Annotated in this window: 17 protein-coding genes and 1 pseudogene; 8 read left to right on the top strand and 10 right to left on the bottom strand. The window is 35.2% G+C overall.

Annotation, left to right across the window (positions count from 1 at the left end):
• Positions 1-51: 51 nt before the first annotated feature.
• Complete coding sequence (gltB, locus tag STA7437_RS11020; RefSeq protein WP_015193464.1) at positions 52-4,650, bottom strand: glutamate synthase large subunit; 4,599 nt, start codon at positions 4,648-4,650, stop codon at positions 52-54.
• A gap of 193 nt (positions 4,651-4,843) precedes the next feature.
• Between gltB and STA7437_RS11015 the strand changes: the two genes are divergently transcribed.
• The 4 genes from STA7437_RS11015 to STA7437_RS11000 all read left to right on the top strand — a co-directional run bounded on the left by STA7437_RS11015 (position 4,844) and on the right by STA7437_RS11000 (position 6,979).
• Entirely contained in the window at positions 4,844-5,266 is a 423-nt protein-coding gene (locus tag STA7437_RS11015; RefSeq protein WP_015193463.1) for a DUF29 domain-containing protein, read from the top strand.
• 198 nt (positions 5,267-5,464) lie between these two features.
• Positions 5,465-6,145, top strand: a complete 681-nt coding sequence (locus tag STA7437_RS11010) for a class I SAM-dependent methyltransferase (protein WP_015193462.1) — start codon at positions 5,465-5,467, stop codon at positions 6,143-6,145.
• A 21-nt stretch (positions 6,146-6,166) separates the two neighbouring features.
• On the top strand, positions 6,167-6,538 hold the full coding sequence (locus STA7437_RS11005) for a Lin0512 family protein (protein ID WP_015193461.1): 372 nt from the start codon (positions 6,167-6,169) through the stop codon (positions 6,536-6,538).
• Positions 6,539-6,550: 12 nt separating this feature from the next.
• On the top strand, positions 6,551-6,979 hold the full coding sequence (locus tag STA7437_RS11000; RefSeq protein ID WP_015193460.1) for a YidH family protein: 429 nt from the start codon (positions 6,551-6,553) through the stop codon (positions 6,977-6,979).
• Positions 6,980-7,091: 112 nt separating this feature from the next.
• Here the strand turns inward: STA7437_RS11000 and STA7437_RS10995 are convergent, their stop codons facing one another.
• Positions 7,092-9,203: a transglycosylase SLT domain-containing protein gene (locus STA7437_RS10995; RefSeq protein ID WP_015193459.1), complete on the bottom strand. Its 2,112-nt coding sequence runs from the start codon at positions 9,201-9,203 to the stop codon at positions 7,092-7,094.
• A gap of 229 nt (positions 9,204-9,432) precedes the next feature.
• Here STA7437_RS10995 and stpA point away from each other — a divergent pair, with 229 nt between their 5' ends.
• Together stpA and STA7437_RS10985 are read left to right on the top strand one after the other, a co-directional pair.
• Entirely contained in the window at positions 9,433-10,758 is a 1,326-nt protein-coding gene (stpA, locus tag STA7437_RS10990; protein WP_015193458.1) for a glucosylglycerol 3-phosphatase, read from the top strand.
• A gap of 84 nt (positions 10,759-10,842) precedes the next feature.
• Positions 10,843-11,112 (top strand): annotated as a pseudogene (locus tag STA7437_RS10985) (WecB/TagA/CpsF family glycosyltransferase); the annotation flags it as partial.
• 26 nt (positions 11,113-11,138) lie between these two features.
• Here the strand turns inward: STA7437_RS10985 and STA7437_RS25475 are convergent.
• Positions 11,139-11,974 (bottom strand): IS5 family transposase gene (locus tag STA7437_RS25475; protein WP_216087037.1). Its coding sequence is split into 2 segments (ribosomal slippage): positions 11,139-11,584 and positions 11,584-11,974, totalling 837 coding nucleotides; the frame shifts between segments, so codons are not numbered across the junction.
• Between the two features lie 61 nt (positions 11,975-12,035).
• On the opposite strand from STA7437_RS25475, the gene STA7437_RS10970 reads away from it, so the two are divergent.
• Together STA7437_RS10970 and STA7437_RS10965 are read left to right on the top strand one after the other, a co-directional pair.
• Entirely contained in the window at positions 12,036-12,578 is a 543-nt protein-coding gene (locus STA7437_RS10970) for a WecB/TagA/CpsF family glycosyltransferase (RefSeq protein WP_083856855.1), read from the top strand.
• A 53-nt stretch (positions 12,579-12,631) separates the two neighbouring features.
• Positions 12,632-13,615 (top strand): 2-hydroxyacid dehydrogenase, encoded by a 984-nt coding sequence (locus tag STA7437_RS10965; RefSeq protein ID WP_015193457.1) that lies wholly within the window; start codon positions 12,632-12,634, stop codon positions 13,613-13,615.
• A 221-nt stretch (positions 13,616-13,836) separates the two neighbouring features.
• Here STA7437_RS10965 and STA7437_RS10960 read toward each other — a convergent pair whose 3' ends face one another.
• From STA7437_RS10960 to STA7437_RS10930, 7 genes are all read right to left on the bottom strand, one after another.
• A complete protein-coding gene (locus STA7437_RS10960; RefSeq protein WP_041619323.1) occupies positions 13,837-14,352 on the bottom strand; it encodes an alpha/beta hydrolase in 516 nt (171 codons plus the stop codon).
• Between the two features lie 595 nt (positions 14,353-14,947).
• Positions 14,948-15,517: a 3'-5' exonuclease gene (locus STA7437_RS10955; RefSeq protein ID WP_015193455.1), complete on the bottom strand. Its 570-nt coding sequence runs from the start codon at positions 15,515-15,517 to the stop codon at positions 14,948-14,950.
• A gap of 234 nt (positions 15,518-15,751) precedes the next feature.
• On the bottom strand, positions 15,752-16,519 hold the full coding sequence (locus STA7437_RS10950; protein ID WP_015193454.1) for a glycosyltransferase family 2 protein: 768 nt from the start codon (positions 16,517-16,519) through the stop codon (positions 15,752-15,754).
• A 98-nt stretch (positions 16,520-16,617) separates the two neighbouring features.
• Entirely contained in the window at positions 16,618-17,808 is a 1,191-nt protein-coding gene (locus STA7437_RS10945; protein WP_015193453.1) for a glycosyltransferase, read from the bottom strand.
• Positions 17,809-18,972 (bottom strand): glycosyltransferase family 4 protein, encoded by a 1,164-nt coding sequence (locus tag STA7437_RS10940; protein WP_015193452.1) that lies wholly within the window; start codon positions 18,970-18,972, stop codon positions 17,809-17,811.
• A 12-nt stretch (positions 18,973-18,984) separates the two neighbouring features.
• Positions 18,985-19,818: a sulfotransferase family protein gene (locus tag STA7437_RS10935; RefSeq protein WP_015193451.1), complete on the bottom strand. Its 834-nt coding sequence runs from the start codon at positions 19,816-19,818 to the stop codon at positions 18,985-18,987.
• A 26-nt stretch (positions 19,819-19,844) separates the two neighbouring features.
• Positions 19,845-21,008 carry a glycosyltransferase family 4 protein gene (locus STA7437_RS10930; RefSeq protein WP_015193450.1) on the bottom strand — a complete coding sequence of 388 codons (1,164 nt, stop codon included), beginning with the start codon at positions 21,006-21,008 and terminating at the stop codon, positions 19,845-19,847.
• Positions 21,009-21,016: the final 8 nt, after the last annotated feature.

The raw sequence follows: 21,016 nt of genomic DNA, 5'->3' as shown, positions 1-21,016 counted from the left end.
TATCAATTATCAATTGCTTACTGATAACTGATAACTGTTGACTGCTCACTGTTAACTGCCACCAATACGGGCAACATCGCTGGCGTTGGCTTCAAAGGCAGCATTGAGGGCATCGTCACCGCTTAAGCCTTCCGCGATCGCCTGCTTAATAGCAAGTAATACTCGTTTATAGTCTCTAGGCATTACTTTGACGAATTTAGGAGCAAATTCTTGCCAATTTGCCAGAACTTTAGCTGCTTTCTGACTCTTGGTGTAATCTTCATGTTTTTCGATCATTTGGTAGACAATTTCTCTGTCTTCTTCATCTAAAGGTTCGATGTCTGCCATTTGAGTGTTGCAACGAATAGCAAAATCTCCCTGTTCATCTAAAATGTAGGCGACTCCGCCACTCATACCCGCAGCAAAGTTACGTCCAGTTTTGCCCAAAATCACGACTTTCCCGCCAGTCATGTATTCACAACCATGATCGCCAATGGCTTCAACTACAGCGTTCACACCAGAGTTACGAACGCAGAATCTTTCTCCTGCTATGCCATAGATATAAGCTTCTCCACTAGTTGCACCATAAAAGGCAACGTTGCCAATAATAATATTTTCCTCTGGCACAAAAGTAGATTTTTGGTCGGGATAAACAATTATTTTGCCACCACTCAAACCTTTACCAAGGTAGTCATTGGCATCTCCTTCTAATTCTAGGGTTACTCCTTTGGGGACAAATGCGCCAAAACTCTGTCCCGCGCTACCTTGGAAATGAAGATGAATCGTGTCTTCTGGTAAGCCTTCCCAATGTCTTTTAGTAATTTCGTTACCTAAAATTGTTCCTACTACCCGATTGGTATTTTTAATCGGTAGGGTTGCTTTAACCTTTTCTCCTTTCTCAATCGCTGGTTTACACAGATCGAGTAAGAGGGTGAGATCTAAAGATTTATCCAAACCATGATCCTGGGGAATTTGGCAATAACGACCAACTTCTGAATCAACTTCTGGTTGGTAAAGGATTTTAGAAAGATCTATTCCTTTAGCTTTCCAATGATCTACCGCTTGTTTCGCTTCTAACACATCGGTACGCCCCACCATTTCATTGAGGGTACGGAAGCCTAAACTTGCCATAATCTCTCGCATCTCTTGGGCAATAAACTTCATAAAGTTGACGGTATAGTCTGGATTTCCAATGAAGTTTTTACGCAGTATAGGGTCTTGAGTCGCGACTCCTGCGGGACAGGTATTGAGATGACAAACACGCATCATGATACAGCCCAAGGTAACTAAAGGCGCAGTGGAAAAACCAAATTCTTCAGCACCTAGTAGGGTAGCGATCGCGACATCACGACCAGTTTTCATTTGACCATCGGTTTCGACCGCAATTCGGCTACGGAGGTTATTTAAGACTAAGGTTTGATGAGTTTCAGCTAAACCAAGTTCCCACGGTAGTCCTGCGTGTTTGATCGAGGTTTGGGGAGATGCACCTGTACCACCATCGAAACCAGAGATTAAGACTACATCTGCATGGGCTTTGGCTACTCCAGCAGCGATCGTTCCTACTCCAACTTCCGAGACTAATTTAACGCTGATTCTTGCTTCTCGATTAGCATTTTTTAGATCGTGAATTAATTCAGCCAAGTCTTCAATTGAGTAAATGTCGTGGTGGGGTGGGGGAGAGATTAAGCCCACACCTGGCGTAGAATGACGAACTTTAGCAATCCAAGGATAAACTTTTTTGCCTGGTAGCTGTCCTCCTTCTCCTGGTTTTGCTCCCTGTGCCATCTTGATCTGGAGTTCTCGTGCCTGGGATAAGTACAAACTGGTAACACCAAACCTTCCCGAAGCTACTTGTTTGATCGCACTGTTTTTAGAATCGCCCTGTTCGTTTGTCCAGGTATAACGTTCTGGATCTTCGCCTCCTTCCCCTGTATTGGATTTACCACCGATCCGATTCATCGCGATCGCCAAAGATTCGTGTGCTTCTTTGGAAATTGAGCCGTAACTCATTGCCCCAGTCTTAAACCGTTTCATAATTGCTTCAATTGGTTCTACTTCTTCCAGGGGAACTGGTTCGCGGTCTTTAAATTCTAATAATCCTCTGAGGGTAAAGCGTTGTTGATTCTGCTCGTTTACCAGCTTGGCATATTGCTTATAAAGTTCATAATCACCTGTTCTGACCGCCTGTTGTAGGGTGTGAATGGTTTGGGGACTAAACAAATGCGCCTCCCCATCTTTACGCCATTGATATTCACCGCCTACATCTAGAGTGTGTCCGTTAACTTCCCGGTCGGGAAAAGCATGACGATGACGTAAAATGGTTTCACGTGCGATCGCTTCTAAATCTGCTCCTTCAATTCTGGAGGCTGTCCAGGCAAAATAACGATCTACTACTGATTGGTTCAGTCCAATGGCTTCAAAAATTTGCGCTCCGCGATAACTTTGTAGAGTAGAAATACCTATCTTAGATGCAATTTTAATTACTCCTTTGGTAACTGCTTTGATATAGTTTTTACAAGCAGTCTGATGATCAACATCAGTTAATATGCCTTGCTGGATCATCTCCTCAATCGTAGCAAAAGCGAGATAAGGATTAATCGCGCCACAACCATAACCCAGTAAAACGGCAAAATGATGAACTTCTCTTGGTTCACCAGATTCTAAAACTATGCCAACTTGGGTACGAGTTCCTCCACGAATGAGGTGGTGATGTAACCCTGCCACTGCCAACAAAGCAGGAATGGGAGCATTGTCTTTGTTAATACCGCGATCGCTTAAAATCAGAATACTTGTGCCATCGGTAATGGCTCGATCTGCCTCACTACAAATGCGATCAATAGCTGCCTCTAAACCCTGCACCCCTTCTTGAGGGTTAAATAAAATCGGTAGCGTAATTGATTTAAAATCTCCGTTCAGATGTTTGAGTTTGAGCAGTTCCTCATTACTAATTACAGGAGTTTTTAATTTAATCAAATGGCAACTTTCTGGTTGAGGAGCGAGTAAATTGCGTTCTGCACCAATAGTAGTTACTGGAGAAGTAACAATTTCTTCCCGAATTGAATCGATAGGAGGATTGGTTACTTGAGCAAATAATTGTTGAAAATAATCATAAAGAAGTTTGGGTTTATCTGAAAGCACTGCCAAAGGAGTATCCGAACCCATCGAACCTACTGCTTCCACTCCATTGAGAGCCATTGGTTTTAATAACATCCGCAACTCTTCAAAAGTATAACCAAAGGTCATCTGTTGTTGGATGGTGGTGGTTAAATCTTCTGAAGAGACAGGGGCGAAATCATTTGCTACTTTTGCTTCGGGTAAAGATGCCAAATCTACCAAATAGCGATTCAACCACTCTCGATAGGGATGCTCTGTGACAATTGCCTGTTTAATCTCTTCATCGGCAACTATTCTTCCTTCTTCCATATTGACCAGGAACATTCTACCTGGTTCTAAACGCCCTTTTAAAGCTACTTGTTCGGGAGCGACAGGTAAGACTCCCGCTTCTGATGCCATAATTACCAGATTATCTTTAGTAACATAATAGCGAGAAGGACGTAAACCATTGCGATCCAATACTGCCCCTACCATTGTGCCATCAGTAAACGCGATCGATGCTGGACCGTCCCAAGGTTCCATCAAACAAGAATGATATTCATAAAACGCCTTTTTCTCATCACTCATTGATTCATGAGCAGTCCAGGGTTCGGGAATCATCATCATTACCGCCTGGGGAAGCGATCGCCCTGCTAAAACCAGTAGTTCTAATGTATTATCAAAAATACTAGAGTCACTGCCATCGATATTAATTAGATTTTGCACCTTCTTCATATCTTCGCCGAATAACTCCGACTTAAACAGAGATTGGCGAGCGTGCATCCAGTTAATATTGCCTCGTAAAGTATTTATTTCCCCATTGTGAGCGATGTAACGATAGGGATGCGCTCTTTCCCAACTAGGAAAAGTATTGGTACTAAAACGCGAATGTACCAGAGCTAAAGCACTTTCTAGATCGGGGTCATGCAGTTCGGGATAATATTGCCCTACCTGCATTGTCATCAACATTCCTTTATAAACAATCGTGCGACAGGAGACACTAGATTCGTACCAAAAAGAATCTCCTAACTCTTTACGAATTGCTTTATGAGTCCGTTTACGAATGACAAATAATTTTCGTTCAAAGGCTGCTTCATCTAAATTGGGAGCGCGTTGGATAAATACCTGCTGCATAAAGGGTTCGCTTGATTTAGCAGTGTTACCCAAAGATGAGTTATCCGTTGGCACGTTACGCCAACCCAAAACTTGTTGTCCTTCTTCGGCGACAATTTCTGCAAATACTTTTCTCCCCTCTTCTCTTTTTACGAGATCGGGAGAAGAATAAATCATGCCAACACCATATTCTCCCAATTCTGGCAGAGTAATATTTTCCTGGGCAGCTACCTTCTTAAAAAACTTATGGGGTATTTGCATTAAAATACCCGCTCCATCACCTGTGTTTGTCTCCGCACCGCAAGCACCACGATGTTCAAGATTAACCAGAATCGTTAAAGCTTGTTCCACAAGCTCGTGAGATTTTTTGCCATTCATGTGGACGATAAATCCAACACCGCAGGCATCATGCTCGAAGCGAGGATCGTATAGACCCTGTTGGGGTGGCAGTTGATTATTATTCATTTTGATAAACTAAAATGTTGGCAAAGACAAATTAATTAAAGAAGGTTTGAGCTATCGAGTTTGATTCGGTTGACTCTAGGTTGGCTGCTATAGTTATTTAATTTTACCTGGAGAGGCTAGGGGATTAAATTTTTTAATAAAATGATCACAATCAGATTAGTTAGATCTACTTAATTTACATAGAACAAATCTAATGTATAGTCAAGACTTTATCGCTTGGGCTGATCAACAAGCTTTATTGCTAGAACAAAAGCGTTGGGAAGAACTAGATTTGGTGCATTTAATTGAAGAGGTTAAAGATTTGGGAAATCGTCACAGGGATGCCCTAGAGAGTCAATTAACTAGATTGTTGATGCACTTACTCAAATGGAAATACCAACCTCAGAATCGAAGTACAAGCTGGAAGGCTACCATTAGAGAAGCGAGAAAACAGATTGAAAGACTGATTAAAAAGCATCCAGTCCTAAAAATTCACTTAGAAATGACTTTTCTAGAATGTTATTTAAATGCCCGCGAAGATGCTAGCGATGAAACTGAATTAAGTATTGATACCTTTCCTCTCAATTGTCCTTTTGCAGTAGAGCAAGTTTGTAATCGAGCATTTTTTCCCGATTAAATAAACTAACTACATAGACAGAATTAATTACACATTTTGTATTTCTGTTCTCTTTTCTCTGTTCCCTATTCCCTACCTCGACCTATGAATTTAATTTTGTTCAACTACTTATTAGTAGCAAAATTTTGAACTAAAGTTAATCACTTAATTTAAAGCGATCGCTCTACAAAAAAAATTATTAATAATAACAAAATACTGATGTTTGAACAACAACCCCAAACTCTACGAGAAAAAGTCAAATCTTTAGCGACTGAATCTATTAATCAAGCCAACCCGTCAGGATGGTTTGAAATTTTATATGCTGAAGCGAATGGAGATTCAAATCAAGTTCCTTGGGCAAAGAATACACCCCACCCCTATTTACAAGATTGGTTAGAACGTTATTCCCCCGAAGGAAAAGGAAAGTCGGCTTTAGTAATTGGATGTGGTTTAGGCGATGATGCAGAAGCTTTGGCAAAACAAGGATTTGCTGTCACTGCCTTTGATATTTCTCCAACTGCAATTTCTTGGTGTCAACAAAGATTTCCTAAGTCTTCTGTTAATTATCTGGTTGCGGATTTATTTGCTTTAGATCAAACCTGGCAGCATCATTTTGATTTAGTTTATGAATGTCGCAATATTCAAGCTTTACCTTTAAATGTTAGGTCACAAGTAATTAATACAGTTGCCTCTTTAGTAGCTGAAGAAGGAACGCTCTTAATCATTACTCGTTTCCGCGATGATAAAAACGAACCAGAAGGACCCCCCTGGGCTTTGTCAGAAGGAGAATTAGCTCAGTTTAGAAAGTCAGGTTTACAAGAAATTCGTCGAGATACATTTGTAGAAGGAACGGAATCGATCAAACATTTGAGACTTCAATATCGTAAAGTGAGCCTATAAGCTCTAGCAATTTTTTCTTAAATGACTTCAGAACGTAAACGTTTAATTATTGAAATGGGGATGGGAATCGATCAACATGGTCAAGATCCTACCGTAGCAGCAGCCAGGGCAGTACGGAACGCTATTGCTCATAACGCCTTACCTGGGGTTTGGGAAGTAGTTGGTTTGACTCATCCTAATCAAATGATTGTTGAAGTCCAAGTAGCCGTACCTTATCCCGAACAAGTTAGGCAAGAAGAAGTTATAGCCGTCTTACCCTTTGGAAAGAAAACTCTCACGGTAGAATCAGGTGGGATGATAGTTCAAGGAAGAGCCATTGCTGAATTGAACGATAAAAATGATGAAATGTTAATTGCGGTAGCAGCCGTAACCGTTTTAATTGAATCTAGGTAAAGCGATCGCGCTATGAATAAAACACCCAAAATTGATCGTCAACGAGAACATCAAGCCAACGAACGCACTTTTCTAGCTTGGCTACGTACTTCTATTGCTTTAATTGGTTTTGGTTTTGCGATCGCACGTTTTGGTTTGTTTTTGCGCCAGCTTGATGTGGCTTTGACTCAACAGGAATCTAAGGTACATCCCTTTTTTAATTCAGAGAATTTGGGTGTAGCTTTGGTTATCTTTGGCATTGTCGCGATCGCTTTAGCTGCTTGGCGATACAATCGAGTTTATTGGCAAATTGAACGAGGAAATTATCGCCCTAATCGTTTGCTAATTTGGATTATGACTGGTGTAGTAATGACTTTAGGTTTTTTGAGTATTCCTTTATTGCTATTACGCGAGCAAGTAAATTCTTTACCAAATCGTTCTCATCCTCGCAATTTTAATTAACTACTAAATACCGATGCACAATTAATTTAAGATTTGCTGAAGTAATATCAGTTACCAGTTACCAGTTACCAGTTACTAATTATGAGGGATGAATAATCAACAATTAACAATACTAACTTTTACTAATCTGTTGGTATAATTGGGCAATTTCAGGATTATAAATCAGCATATAATTCCAGTAATTTTCAAATACTGATTCGACATAGCCTTTAGTTTCTTGATAGGGAATTTGTTCGACGAATTCATCAGGATCTTCCAAACCGTATCTAGATACCCACTTAGCTACAGCATTAGGTCCAGCATTGTAACTAGCTACTGCTAACATCGAATTATTATTGTATTTACGATGAGTATAGTCAAGATAAAACGTACCGAGGTTGATATTGTGTTCGGGATTTGTTAAAGAATAATTGGGCAAGTCGATTTGTTGAGCCACATATTTCCCTGTTTCTGGCATAACTTGCATTAAACCCAACGCACCAGCAGAAGATTCAATTTCAGGTTCAAATCGCGATTCTTGACGAATTAAGGCAGTTACCAAGAGAGGATTTAGTTTTCTTACTTCAGACCATTTCAGAATCTTATCTTCAAAAGGAAAAGGATATAAAGCTTGCCAATATGCTGGAGTTTGCTGTAATTTCTGCCATTCTGCTTGGTTTTCTGGTTGTTCTTGCTCTTTTAACTCGCTAATGCGATTAATACCTCGTAAATTTTTACCTTGATCTAATTCCATCAAACCGTAAGTAAACTCTTCTGCAACTGAAAGCTTTTCTTGATTCAATAGATCTGCTCGAAATTGATTCCAGGCTTCTGTTTTTAATCCAAGTTGATATAATTCTTGAAACACTTCTGAACCAGCGGTAGGAACAAAATTAGAAGATAATTTAGTTACCTGGGGTTCTAATTGACGTACTGTATCAAAATCACCTACATTCCATCCCAAAGCTACTGCCGATCGCCAGGCGTAGTAAGATTGAGGGTAGCGCATCAGAACCGATTCAAACGCTGTTTTGGCATCTTCGCTGCGTCCTAATTTAGTTGCCCATTTAGCAATCCAAAAAGAAGCTTTAGGGGCAAGTGAATGCTTGGGATTATTAATAGCAATTTGTTGCGCCCATTGCCAAGCAGCAACTAAATCATTTTTTTGTGCATATTGTTGAGCGATTTGCCAGCGATATTCTGCTGCTGCATCAGAATTGGTATATTTAGTTAAAAGTAATTGACGGGTTTGTTGGGCAGAGGCATTGCTGTTGAGGGAGTCAAGTATTTTGGCTTTTTCGACTAAGGCATCTCCAGCTTGAGTAGGAAATTTATTAATTACTGTATCGAGATAACTAATTGCTTGTTGCTTATCAACTATCGTGGCTAAACGTCGTAAACCCCAGGCAGTATCTTCTGTATCAGGAAATTGTTGAATTAGTTGTTGATAATATTTTTGTGCCGTGATTTTATCGCCACCAAGATGATAACCTCTGCCAGCGCGATAAAGATTTTGAGAGGTAACAGATGCTTTGGCATAGGCTTTTCCTGCTTTGCCATAATCCCATTTTTGCCAATAATGATCGGCAATAGTTTGCCAATCTGAAGGAGTTAATGAATCTGCATATTCTTTTACTAAACGCTCTCTAATTTGGTCTACGCCTTGAGCGTCTGGAGTATATTTAACCAATACAATCATTAATTTGGTTTGATTGGGATTGGCTTCTAATAATTGGTGAATGATTTGATGAGTACGGGGATGATAAGGAAATTTTGCGATCGCTTGTTGCCAATAATCAGAATTGTTTTTTCCCAATAAGTAGAGTGCTTCGGCTGTAGCAGGAGAATCGGGATAGCTATTAACCAGTTTTAGCAAACTTTCTTGTGCTTGAGAGGTTTCTTGAGCTAGTTCTTGAGCTTTTGCCTGTTTGAGCAGAATATAAGGGGCAAGTAAAGGATAATCTTGTTCTAAATTTTGTAACTTTTGTAAGGCTGATTGTCCTTGATTTTGATCAATTAAACGGGCTGCTAATTGAAAACTAGCCCTACTTTCATCTAGAGAAGGTGAAGCTTTAGCCGTTACTGGAGAAAATAATTCGTTACCGAAAGAAGTCGTTGGAGTGGTGACAAAATTAGTTTGATTCTGTCCGCGCCACCAATGGCTGATTAATACAATTGAACCAAAAGCTGATACCAGTCCTAGAGAAGCTACTAGAGCAATTTTACTATTTATGGAATTTGGCATTGGTGTTAATTATTGTGTGGGAGCGAGCAAGATATTACTGATATTGTTCCCTAGATAAAATTTTTTCTTGACATTTTCCTTTAACTAGCTCAAAAAAGCGATACAAAACTTAATTTTTCAGGAACAATATAATTTTTAGGTAGATTAATTTAGTTTATCAATTGATAAACTACAAGTGTTTGTTATCTTAAGCAAAACAAGTCTGATTGATTTTGGTTAAATTTTTATAATGTCTGCTATTTCAAACAAACATCTCAAACCACAAAGATGCCCTCTACATCAACGTTCTTTCTCTTTAGATCATCAAACTCTAACTCAGTTACTGACTGAACGAGAAAATATTCTCATTATTCAAGATCTTGATGGCGTTTGTATGGGTTTAGTTAAAGATCCTTTAGCCAGAGTCATCGACAAGAAATATTTAGAAGCGACTCAAGCTTTTGCAGGTCACTTTTTTGTCTTAACCAATGGAGAACATATTGGTAAACGAGGAGTCAATTTAATTGTTGAAAAAGCTTTTGGTAATCCTGATTTAATTAAAGAAAAGGGTTTATATTTACCTGGTTTAGCTGGTGGTGGGGTGCAATGGCAAGATTGTTATGGCAATGTTTCCCATCCAGGAGTAAGTAGTGCAGAATTGGCTTTTTTAGCTGAAGTTCCTCAACAAATTGAAGCTTATTTACAACAAATATTGCCTGATGAACCCTATAATCTTGCAGCAAGCCAAATTGACAAATTGATTCAAGCTACAGTATTAGATAATCCTGTTTCACCAACAGTTAATCTCAATATTTTCTATGAAGTACTGCGGAAGGAAACAGAAAGTTATCGGCAACTGCAACAAGAAATTCAAAGACTGTTAGAAAAATTACTGCAAAAAGCTCAACAAAAAGCTCTAGAAAACTCATTTTTTGTTCATTATGCTCCTAATTTGGGTAGAGATGCTCAAGGACAAGAAAGAATTGAGTTAGCACAAGGACAAAATTCGGGGACAACAGATTTTCAATTTATGTTGCGTGGTGCAATTAAAGAAGTGGGTGTTTTAGTCATTCTCAATCATTATTATTACGGTCAAACGGGAAGCTATCCTTTGGGAAAAGATTTTAATGCCAGACAAGCACCCAGATCTCAACAAGCATTACTTGATTTAATTAAAGATAATTTTGACCCTGAAATCATGCCTACTATAGTTGGGGTAGGTGATACAGTTACCAGTAAAGCTGAAGAAAACAACGGTCAACTTGAATTTTGTCGAGGTGGTAGCGATCGCGGATTTTTAGAATTAATTCAAGCTATTGGTCGAGAATTTCAAACTGAAAACGTGACTGTTTATGTTGATAGTAGTCATGGAGAGGTCAAAAATCGCAAACCACTTAAGCTAGAAAGTTGGACTAACCATGATAGCGGTGCGCCTCAAACAGAGTGGCGTATCATTGAAGGCCCTGGAGATCATCGAGATACGGAAGATCCACTGAGATTAAATGTGGTTTTTCCAGGCGGTTATCAACAGTACCTAAATTTCTTCCAAACCGCAGCTAGTCAAAGAGTTAGTTAATAACCCCGATCGCAATTTTATTACTTCTGGGAAATCTTTAATTACAACTATGTAGAGATTTAATAGCCAGAAGTGAATCACCTAATTAAAAAAATCCAACTTATATCTACTTTTATTTACAATACCAGTTATGAAGATGCTTGCGATCGCATTCAAGATTGGGCATCAAAAAATAGTTCTTGTTATATTGTGGCTGCTAATGTTCATGTAGTGATGACAGCTTATTGGCAGCAAACCTACAAACATATTTTAAATAATGCAGCTTTAGTTACTCCTGATGGAATGCCCTTGGTGTGGGCAATGCGTTGGTTGGGAGTCAAAAAACAAACTAGAGTATATGGCCCAGACTTAATAGACCTCCTGCGAAAGTGTTAAACAATTCACAAATTGTTTTTCAAAAAAATCTCATAATTATAAACTCCAGCAATTAAATTAAATCTCAAACAAAATCTTTTTCTTCGATTTCGATATCTACTTGATAAAATTTTAAATATTTTTAAGCAACGATGAATATGTTCTACAATTATCCTTTGTTTAGCTAACTTACGATTAAACTGTTTTTCTTGCTTATTTAATTTTTGATTTTTCTTTTTCTTCAAAGGTGTTCTACTTTTAACATGAATTTTTTTCAGTCCTTGATATCCTTTATCTGCTAAACATTCTATGTTTTTATCTATGCCAATTTGACTGGTTTTCCAGATTTGGAAATCATGCACTTTTCCTTTGCTATAAGCTGTACAGATTATTTGCTTTGTTTTTATATCTACCAAAACTTGAGACTTTAATGTATGATACCCTTGCTTACCACTGTAATAGCATTGTTGTTTTTTTTGGGTCTTTCTATTTCATGTTCTGACACATCTACTACTACTGTTTCAATTGTGCCATTGCTAGCACGAACTACTTTTTTTCCTGGCAAATTAAATAATTCCGATTTAGCTAATATATTTTCTATTTTTCTAATAATTCTTAAGACAGTTGTTTCATTAATTCCCCAATTAATTGCAATATGAAAATAAGTACGATATTCTCGCCAATATTCCAGAGTTATTAATATTTGGTCTTCTGTACTTAATTTGCTAGGTCTGCCTGTCTTTTTTTGCCATACTTTTTCTGCTTTTACAACTGTTACCATTTTCTTGAAAACTTCTGGAGAGACTCCATATAATCGTTTGAAGTCCGTCGCTTTCAGATTTTTAACTTGTTGATAAGTCATTAATCCAATTCTAGATTTTTGCTATTTTACCTAGTTTTCTTAGACTTTTGCAGGAGGTCTAATGTTAGCTTGGTGCGATCGTGCTGCACAATTTGGCATTCCGATCTATCTATATGGTAATAAAAAAACTACCCTCAAAAAACTTGAATACAATCTTCACCAAAAGTTTCCTCATATAATTATTGCTGGTACTCATTCTCCTCCTTTTCGTACTTTAACCGCAGCAGAAGAAGCGGAAGATATTGCCAGAATTCACGCTTCTGGTGCAAAAGTTGTTTTGGTTAGTTTAGGTTGTCCTAAACAAGAAGAATGGATGGCAAGACAGCAAGGCAAATTACAAGCTGTGATGATTGGAGTTGGTGCAGCGTTTAGTTTCCACAGTGGCGAAATTTCCCAAGCACCGCGTTGGGTGATGAAAATGGGGTTTGAATGGTTATATCGTTTGATTAAAGAACCAACTAGACTCTGGCGTAGATATTTAATTAATAATCCTTTATTCTTAATTTTATTGACTATTCAACTTGCTAAAGTATGGTTTGATTTTACTTTATTTCATAGAAAACTAAAACCAGATTTTAAAAAGCAAAGTTCAAAATTAATTTAATAGAAGTTCTAGGATTATAAACCATAAAAAAATTCTTTAGAATAAGTATAACTATGTCTAAATCTAAAGTATTTATTACTCGTCATCTTCCCAAGATTGATTTAGAACCATTACATCAGATTGCAGAAATAGAAATTTGGACAGCAAGACAACCACCGCCTTATTCACTATTACTAGATAAAGTTAAAGAAATCGATGGTTTACTATGTTTACTTACCGATTCTATTGATCGAGAACTAATAGAAACAGGCAAATCTTTAAAAGTAATTAGTCAAATGGCAGTAGGTTACGATAATATTGACGTAGCTGCTGCTACTGCTAAACATATTCCTGTTGGTAATACTCCTGGTGTTCTTACTAATGCTACTGCCGATCTTACTTGGGCATTATTAATGGCAATAGCAAGAAGAATCGTAGAGGCAGAAAGATTTGTTCAAGCTGGTGAATGGAAAACTTGGGAACCAACTTTATTACTAGGGGCAGATTTACAGGGAGCTACTTTAGGTATTATTGGTTTAGGAAGAATTGGTCAAGCTGTAGCTCGTCGTGCTAGAGGATTTGACATGAAAGTTCTCTATTACAGTCGACGGCGAAAAAACAAGGAATTAGAAGAATCAATTGGTGTAGAGTACGCAGAATTGGATACTTTATTATCGCAGGCAGACATTATTTCTTTGCATACTTCTTTGTCACCAGAAACTGAACATTTAATTAGCGATCGCGAGCTGCAATTAATGAAGTCTTCTGCCATTCTAATTAATACAGCTAGAGGTGCGATCATAAATCAACAAGCTTTATATCAGGCTTTAATAAATAATCAAATTGCTGGTGCAGCTTTGGATGTTACAGATCCCGAACCAATCCCGATGGATAGTCCTCTTTTAAAACTAAATAATATTATTATTACTCCTCATATTGGCAGTGCTAGTTATCAAACTAGAGCAAAAATGGCACAGATGGCGGTCGATAATTTAATTGCTGGATTACAAGGTACAAGATTGCCTCATTGCGTGAATAAGGAAGTATATCAGAAATAAAAACCTGAATCTTCGTAAATTTGCTGAAATGCTCATGCTAATCTCTAGCGTGACACATTTGATGCAGTTTTTGGTATTATTTACTTTATTATCGTAACGCGATCGCTTTTAGGTTAAAAACTTGATTAGAAATTGCTTCCATCAATTTGAAATTGAGTAATTCATTACGATACTTAAAACTTACAAAAAAGGATGAGAATAGTCCCATCCTAATTAATCAGCTAAAAAACTTGACTAGATTCTTGCCAAAAGTCTTTTAGTTGAAATAAATCTTTAGTATTAATCTGAAGACTATCTGTAGGAAATTGTCTAATTGCATCAATAATTGTCCAACCTTCTGGTTGAGCAGCAGCTTCTACTAAAGCAGAACGTAGAGCGTAAAAACCATTTCGTTCAGAATGAGTTTGGACAACTTGACCTAATTCTTTTAATAATTTTTCTCCTTGAGGAGTATTAGTAAAGCGAGATAGTTTAACGTGATTAGAATTAAATCTTTTTTGTAGCCAATCACGTAACTGGACTAACGTATCTTCATCTAAAAACTTAGTATATAAACGTAACTCTTGCGTAATTTCTCCTGTATTAGCATAAGTTTCTAAAGCATCAACGGAAAGAGAGCAATTGAAGGGTCCATAAACTAGTTTGATTGTGTCAGCACTGTATCCTGGTTTAGCATAAGTAATTTCTGATAATAAACTTAAACATAAAACAATTATGAACAGTAAACTATTAGTCAAAAAGGATACGCTGGTCGATTTAAATAGCTTCAACTGCGTCAATTTTGATTGACATATTTGATTATTCATTTTGTGTTTAGAGATGTGTGTGAGTGAGTAAGATTGCTCTTTTAAATAAGATGCAAATAATCAAGAAATAGATAAAAATAAGTAGATATTCTTAAGCAAAAACTCTTTAATCTTTGCATAAAGACTTAAACAATATATAACTTAGTTTGTAGTTGTTTACCATCAAGATTGTGTAAAGTTTAATAACATAAATCCTTAAATATACTAAAAATCAAGGCTCTAGCTACTTAAGAAAATAAAGTAATAGTAAATAAGCAATTTAGAGATAAATTTTTTTTACAATATTGTGCTTGACAAATCAAAATATTGATTATATTAAATAATAAAATTTGGCTTATAGCGATCGCGTTTAAATTCAACTCAACTATTAAGTAGGTGGGCGAATTCATAGTTATAAAAAGGAAAAATGTAAAGGGAGCGTAGGTGCTTTGGGTGCAGAGGAAAGCAATAAAAGCTTTATTTTAGATTTAATTTTGCCTTAGTACTTAATTAGTAACTCAGATTATTTTATTTGATAAATATTTTGTCACTCTATTTTTTTTCTGGCGAGAATATAGGGCATTAACTTAGCAATATTTCTAGCATCGTCAATACCTCGATGATGAGTCCCTTCTAATTCAATCTTAGCTAGTTGCAAAGCTTGTTTCATCCCGTATGTACTTTTTAATTCTTGATTAGTAGAAAAAAGTTTTTTAAGATTAATATGTTTACTAGCTATAGGATAAGCTACTTGATGAAATTGACAATCTTGTTCAAATTGTTTGCGGTCATAATCGCCCCAAGAACCAAAAATAAAATTAGAATAGGCATATAACCATTCTTTAAATACAGCGATCGCTTGAGAATAATTAAGTGCAGAATCTATTTGTTTTTGAGTAATACTAGTTAGCTGTTGACAAAAATTTGTTAAGATTGGATGACGGATTGGCTTAATAAAAGTTTGAAACTCACTAATAATATTAAGCTCTTTAGCTTCAATTATTACCGCTCCAATTTCAATAATTTCCATTTGATGGCGAGGTATGGTTTTGCGGTCACAACAAGTAGCTTCAAGATCGACAATCAGAAAATATTGATAGTTTTCTAAGTTAACCATTAAAAGTTTTAGTGTTTTAGTTTTTAAATATAAAACTACTAGTGACCGAAGACAAGTTAAAAGAAGAAAAATCTCCTAGATAATATAAATTAAGACACTACTTTGAACTGTAACTGCTCTAAAAACAAAGATAAAAAAACCAGTTTTAATAAATAGTTTTTTAGTTACTGAACTTACGTCATTTTTAAGATCAGACGATTGAAGAGAAACTTTTCGGAGTCGACAGTTGTAATATTAGTATAAGTTATTATTTTTTTCAATTAAACGTATGGAAAGTAAAATTTCAGCTAAAGTTCGTTGGAAAGCATAGTACCAACCCCTCCAACCATCTAAAATTCCGCCTTTGAGAATTAAGCAATAAAAGAAAATAATAAAAGGAGCAAGTATTTTTTGTTGACGAATTTTATCTCCTAGACTTAATTCTAACGTCGAAGTTTCTAATAATTTTTTTGCTTCAATAATCATATAACGGTCTTGCGCCCATAACCAGCGAGTTAAAGGTTTGCGGTCATCGTGGAGAATATAGTTAGAAAGATAAGCAAATTGACCATTTATTTTTAATAATTGAGTATGTCCATCGTCAATATAAATTGCTTTTTCTTTTTTAAATAAAATTTGTCGAGGAGGAAGAATAGTTCCTCGTAGTGGGTGACCAAAAACACAATATTTAAATCGAGTAAAATAACTATCTATAGCAAGATTTGGTGGTAAAGCTTTTATTTCTTTTATCAATTGATCAGTTAAAACATAATCGGCATCAAGCGATAAAACCCATTCTGTTTTGACTTGTTCTAAGCCATAATTCCATTGTTGAGTATGAGTATCAAATTCTCGTTGAAAAATTTTTACTTGAGGATAAGTTTGCAGAATCTCTAAAGTATTATCTGTACTGTAACTATCTATTACAATAATTTTGGTTGCCCAAGTTAATTTTTGAATAGTACGCTCTATATTTAAACTTTCATTATAAGTAAGAATTAACGGGGTTATTTGTTGAAGCATAAATAAAGTACAATTATTTTTTATTTTGGTTTTAAAATGTTTTTTCTAAGTAAAAAATACTTAAGCTTTTAATTGTGATTAATTCTAAATTTTATTGATCAATAATTAGTTAAATTTTGATTATTAAGAATAGTTTGATATATTTTACTCATTTTGGTAGCTATTTTGTCCCAAGTATATTGTTCTAAAATAACTTGACGAGCGCGATCGCCTTTGTGTTTTAATTCTGGTAAATTATTTAAGCAATATTCAATTGATGAAGTAATAGCATTGATATCTAAATCCGTAATGTATCCAATTCGCTCCTGTTTTAACACAGAGGATAAAGCAACGCCAGGGGTAACTAAAGCAGGAATTCCTGCTCCTAAAGCTTCTAAAACTGCAATCCCAAAGTTTTCTGAAAAAGAAGTAAGAGCAAAAATATCCGCACCTTGTAGTAACAAATTTTTATATTCTCCTTCGACAAAACCAACTCGATGGGTTCGATTATAAATATTATATTGATGTAACATTTTTTCTATTTCAATTTCATATTCAGCATCTCCATTTCCAGCTAAAACAAAAGTAAAAGATTGATGAGTTACTTTTCCTAAAGCAGGAATTAAATAATTCAATCCTTTTTTATGATGTAATCGAGATAAAAATAAAATAATTGGTTCATTTTCTCTTACTTGTAGTTGATGTCGCAATTTACTTCTTGCTTCTGGTATTTGAGTTGGAATAGCTATACCATGAGGAAGAATAAAACTAGGACATTCTAAATTGAGATTAGCTGCTTCTTGCTTTTCTTGTTCTGAGGTGAAATGTAATACTTGTGAGCCATTAAGATTAGCTTTTTCAATTAAACTAAGATAAGCTTGTTTTTTTTGATAACTTTGTTGTAAAGACCACTGACACAATTGACCTAAAGGTCGACAAATATAAGGAATATTTTTAAGACGAGCAATATACATTGCTATTGTTGAAGGATAAGAAAAAATAGCATGAATATGCAATAGATCGTAATTAGTTATATTGCGCCACAACCAACTAGTTAATTGACTAGAAAAAGCAAATTCTCTAAAAGAATGAATTGATGGTGAAAAACGAGGAAAAAACCAAACAGGAATTTGTTGATATTGGGTTTTACTGCATAAAGGAACATCTAAAAGACTATTGCCATTATCGTTAGTTGTAACAATTTCTGCTTCAATATCTAGGTTACAAAGTGCGCTAACAATTTCTAAAACAGCTTGACTAGGACCTCCTCTTACAGGCGAGATAGAGGGAATAATATGTAAAACTTTCATTTAGTTTACTTCAAATAATAACTGTTCTAATAAATTAGCCAAAGTTTGTTGAAATTTATCAAAACCAAAATTTTGAATTACTTTTTCTCTTAACTGTTGTGGTTGATAGATTAACGAATGATTAGATTTTTTTTGTAAAATGTTTATGATATTAGTAGCAATTTCTTTTACATTGTCGGGATTTACTAGTATACCTAATTCTCCATCACACAAAGCATCGATCGCACCATCTTGATTACCTCCTAAAACTGGTTTTCCAGAGGCTAAGGCTTCAAGATAAACTATACCAAAACCTTCTAGTTTACTGGGCATGGCAAATAAATCGCAGAGTTGATAAAAAGCTGGTAATTCTTCATCACAAATAAACCCAGCTAGGGTAATGCAATCTTGTAAATTTTGTTGAAGGATTAATTTTTCTAAACGCTCGCGGTCATCTCCTTTGCCAACAATAATATAATGAACATTAGGTATATGTTGCCGAATATAAGGTAAGGCTTCAATAATACGGTCATATCCCCGATATGATTCTTGACTCGCAAGACGATTAACAGTTAGTATGACTGGTTGATCGGGTTTAAGATGATAGCGATTCAGTAAATAAGTTGGTTTAGATTCAATCTTAAAGCGATCGCTGTCAAAAGTATTAGGTAAGATAGATACTTTAATGGGGTCTAAGTTTTGCTCTTTTAATAACCGTTGTCTAGTGTAGTTACTTACTGCTAAAATTTTATCTGCGTACTGTAAAGCTTTTTGTATTTTAGGGTTAGTAATATTCCAAGCTTCTACCCCATGCGCGATCGCAATATAAGGAATTCCCATCAAGCGTTTTAAATAATAAGCTGCAACAGTAAAATTGAGATGAGTAATAATTACTAGATCGGGTTTTTGCCAAATACCATAAGAAATTAATTGCGTGGCAAAAAAAGGCGTGCGCAAAGATAAAGGAATTTTTCCTGCAAAGTAAAAATTAGTATCAGGTAAATATAAACTGTTTAATGAAAAATTTTGATCATGTTTGAGAAAAACACTATAATTTGCTTTTTTTTGATAAATATTTTGTATAGCTTGTAATAAAAAAGCAGAATAAACTTGAATACCACCTTTAAAAGCAAAAATATCAGGTAACCATAAATGAATTTTTGATGGAACTTGAGAAATTAACATAAGAAATACTACTTATTGCCAATGACTTAAATCTTGATTTATATATTTACTAAGCAAATCATTATGTTTGGCATAAACAAAATTTAGATATTCACGATCTTCCTTGCTCATAGTTGCAATTTTTTGCTTATTAATTGTAGAATTTTCGTAGATAAATAATTTTCTAAACTGACGATGTTTCTGCCAAATTTTATTAAAACCAGGTAATTGAGATAATTTAATTAAAAGTTTTTCATTTTTTAAACAACGACCAATCATGCGGTTATCAGGATTTATTGCTTGAAAATTAGAATCAACATCTAAAAATTCATAAATTTTTTTCTCAACTGCACGAAGATCATTTTTCAAATCTTCGTATAAAATAATTAGAAAATTACTGGGATCAAAGTACTCTTCAAATCTCTTAAGCTGTTCGTAATAAAAGCCTGAACTTACTATGGTACGATCAATACTTGAATCTTTAAATTCATTGCGGATTACATAACCAAAAGTTTGATCTAAAGTATATTTGCCTCCGAAAAGATCCATTTGATAATTGGAAAAAGCTCGCTCAATAGGATTTCGCAAAACAAAAAGAAATTTTGAATTAGGAATAGTTTGATATATACGTTGAGGTACACTTTTCCATCTCATATACCACACTGTAGCTTCTCCAATAATTTTTTCTCCTTGATAGTTACTAAATAAACTTTGATACCAATCAATTCCTTTTTCATAGTTAAAGTCAAAGAAAAAAGGTTCTTTGATTGGACACATATAAATATCAGGATGCTGTTTAATATATTCAAATAAAGTACTAGAAGCAGATTTAGGTGCGCCTGCAAAAATAAAATTCGGTAAAAGCATCTTTTTAATAATCCTTATTTAATTTTTTAAATATGACTAAGAGCTTTAAGTAATCCTTCTGTCGTTTGTTGATAACTATACTGCTGAATTATTTCACTGCTTTTAAAACTCCACTGTTTTAACCTTTCCGAATTAGAAAAAGCAAGTTTTATTAATTTAGTTAAATCAGATATATTTCCTGCTTCAAATATTAGACCATTGTGATAAGGTTTTACTAAATCTTGTCCACAGCCTACATGATTACTAACAATAATAGGGCAGGATAAACACATAGCTTCATTAACAGCTAAACCCCACGTTTCACCGTAACCATAACTAGGTAAAATAAATAAATCTGCTATAGCATAAGTGCGAGGCATCATCTGCTGATTTTGAAAAGGTGCAAAGAAAATATTAGGATGCTCTGCTGCTTGTTTTTTTAGCTCAGTTTCTAATTCTCCTCCTCCTACAAATAAAAGAACAACATCTTTTAAATTTGCTTGTTTATAAGCTTGAAGTAAATCAAGAGGACGTTTTTTAGAATTAAATTTACCTGCGAATAAAATAACTTTGTTATGATCGGGAATACCTAATTCTTTTTTCCATTTAATAGCTTCTTTTTTAGCTGGCTCTGCTGCTTGTAAAAATCTATTATTATCTATAGCGTGAGGTGCAAAAAATAACTGCTTCGATTTGACTTCATGATAAGTAAAATATTCATAGTTGGCTTTTCCTACATATAAAAAAGCAGCAAAGCGACTATATATTAATGAAATAAATTTACGTCTAAAAGAAGCTTTCCATCCTTTTGGACATTGTAATAAATGAGAATCACCTCTAAATATTAAAGGTGCTTGATTAATATTCCACTGGAAGATAAAACGATAAAGACTTGCATAATTATAACCGATTAACATTACTGCGTCTGGATTATATTTAGCAACTGTTGATAATAAAGTAGGGTTTTGTAATCCTTTAATACTTTTTGTTCCTGGATTTTTACTTACATTCGGTACAAATTCATAATTGTATCCATCTAACAAAGGAATATCCCATTTAATAGATTTTTTAAATTCTAGGTCAATTGTTTCTGTTATTCCAAAATTCCAGAGATAAAAAACTTTTAACTCTAGGTTAGTGTTTTGGTTAATATAACTAAACCACGGAGCATAGTATTGAATAGGATGGGAAGTAATAATAGCTAGTTTCAAGAGTAACT

The sequence above is a fragment of the Stanieria cyanosphaera PCC 7437 genome (assembly GCF_000317575.1).
GTDB lineage: Bacteria > Cyanobacteriota > Cyanobacteriia > Cyanobacteriales > Xenococcaceae > Stanieria > Stanieria cyanosphaera.
This window is presented reverse-complemented; position numbering and strand designations above follow the sequence as displayed.

Excerpts from the sequence above, each read along its gene's own strand:
- gltB (WP_015193464.1), bottom strand. The coding sequence starts at position 4,650 with ATGAATAATAATCAACTGCCACCCCAACAGGGTCTATACGATCCTCGC.
- STA7437_RS11015 (WP_015193463.1), top strand. The coding sequence starts at position 4,844 with ATGTATAGTCAAGACTTTATCGCTTGGGCTGATCAACAAGCTTTATTG.
- STA7437_RS11010 (WP_015193462.1), top strand. The coding sequence starts at position 5,465 with ATGTTTGAACAACAACCCCAAACTCTACGAGAAAAAGTCAAATCTTTA.
- STA7437_RS11005 (WP_015193461.1), top strand. The coding sequence starts at position 6,167 with ATGACTTCAGAACGTAAACGTTTAATTATTGAAATGGGGATGGGAATC.
- STA7437_RS11000 (WP_015193460.1), top strand. The coding sequence starts at position 6,551 with ATGAATAAAACACCCAAAATTGATCGTCAACGAGAACATCAAGCCAAC.
- STA7437_RS10995 (WP_015193459.1), bottom strand. The coding sequence starts at position 9,203 with ATGCCAAATTCCATAAATAGTAAAATTGCTCTAGTAGCTTCTCTAGGA.
- stpA (WP_015193458.1), top strand. The coding sequence starts at position 9,433 with ATGTCTGCTATTTCAAACAAACATCTCAAACCACAAAGATGCCCTCTA.
- STA7437_RS10970 (WP_083856855.1), top strand. The coding sequence starts at position 12,036 with ATGTTAGCTTGGTGCGATCGTGCTGCACAATTTGGCATTCCGATCTAT.
- STA7437_RS10965 (WP_015193457.1), top strand. The coding sequence starts at position 12,632 with ATGTCTAAATCTAAAGTATTTATTACTCGTCATCTTCCCAAGATTGAT.
- STA7437_RS10955 (WP_015193455.1), bottom strand. The coding sequence starts at position 15,517 with ATGGTTAACTTAGAAAACTATCAATATTTTCTGATTGTCGATCTTGAA.
- STA7437_RS10950 (WP_015193454.1), bottom strand. The coding sequence starts at position 16,519 with ATGCTTCAACAAATAACCCCGTTAATTCTTACTTATAATGAAAGTTTA.
- STA7437_RS10945 (WP_015193453.1), bottom strand. The coding sequence starts at position 17,808 with ATGAAAGTTTTACATATTATTCCCTCTATCTCGCCTGTAAGAGGAGGT.
- STA7437_RS10940 (WP_015193452.1), bottom strand. The coding sequence starts at position 18,972 with ATGTTAATTTCTCAAGTTCCATCAAAAATTCATTTATGGTTACCTGAT.
- STA7437_RS10935 (WP_015193451.1), bottom strand. The coding sequence starts at position 19,818 with ATGCTTTTACCGAATTTTATTTTTGCAGGCGCACCTAAATCTGCTTCT.